1 protein-coding gene is annotated in these 1,161 nt (G+C 41.8%); it reads left to right on the top strand.

All coding sequences use genetic code 11. The annotated features are described in order from the left end of the window. Positions 1-607 precede the first annotated feature (607 nt). A partial coding sequence (locus ACSU6B_RS29160; protein ID WP_410889959.1) for a reverse transcriptase domain-containing protein occupies positions 608-1,161 on the top strand: 554 nt, incomplete at its 3' end.

The following is a 1,161-nucleotide window of genomic DNA, read 5'->3' on the forward strand; positions in this document are numbered from 1 at the left end:
TTAGCTACATTTTGTGAATGGTAACTAGGAGGAGCCGTGTGCGTAAATAGCGCAAGCACGGTTCTGTGAGGGTTGCGCCTTGAAAGCTCAAGGAATACATGCGACTTGAAATAGTCGTCTAGATAATGCTTAGCCAGCAGTCTTGTACCGAGTCTTGCGTGGTGCACGGTAACGTTCACTGCGAAGCGTAGATAGGAAGATGGCAGGCCGGAATAAAGTGAAGAGGATAATTAGTCCCGAAATTGAACGTGATGTGGAGTAGCCGACCTTTTCTCTCAATGGGGAAGGCAATAATGAAATAACCGCCAAAGGCAAGGTCATTCTCATTACTCCCGGGATTCGTACCTACGGCATGTCATCAATGGATTCCTTGGGAACAAGGGAGATCCAATGAACTTCTACAGGATGTAGATAAGAATTCAACAAGCCTACAAAGCAAGGAGAATTCGATGGTTTATTGGAAGTCTTACTAACTGATAGTACTCTGAGATAGGGAGAGCCTATTACATGGGGAAGCGGTTAGCGGAAATTGAATCAATCTAAGGAAACATGAGCTTCATTCAACGGAAGATTTCGGTCCTTAATTCAAAGTAAGGAGAAACCAATCATGACAACAAGATTAGAGAGAATAGCAGTAAAAGCTCAACAAGATGCAAAACTACAATTTACATCATTAGCACACCACATTACAAAAGAGTTGATTTGGACTAGTTTAAACAATATGCCGAAGAACACTTCACCTGGCATTGATGGTACCACAAGGGATATGGCTATAATTGAGTTTGAAAATTGGGTTGGAGAAATGATGAATTCAATCCACAGACATAGCTATAAACCTCCAGCAGTAAGAAGGGTCTGGATACCTAAACCTGGGAAAGTCGAAAAACGACCAATCGGAGTACCTTCGGTGGCGGATAGAGCTTTACAAAGAAGTACAGCAACGGTACTTTCATCAATTTATGAACAAGACTTTCTAAATTGTTCATACGGGGGTAGGCCAAATAGGGGAGCACATAATGCCTTAGCTAACCTTAATGAGACTATTTCAGGGAAAAAAGTTAGCTGGGTACTGGAAGCTGACCTGAAGAACTTCTTTGGAACCTTAGACCATGATTGGATAATAAAATTCGTGCAACATAGGATTGGTGATCCAAGAATTAT

The organism is Neobacillus sp. C211, assembly GCF_051842875.1.
In the GTDB taxonomy this organism is placed as follows: domain Bacteria; phylum Bacillota; class Bacilli; order Bacillales; family Cytobacillaceae; genus Neobacillus.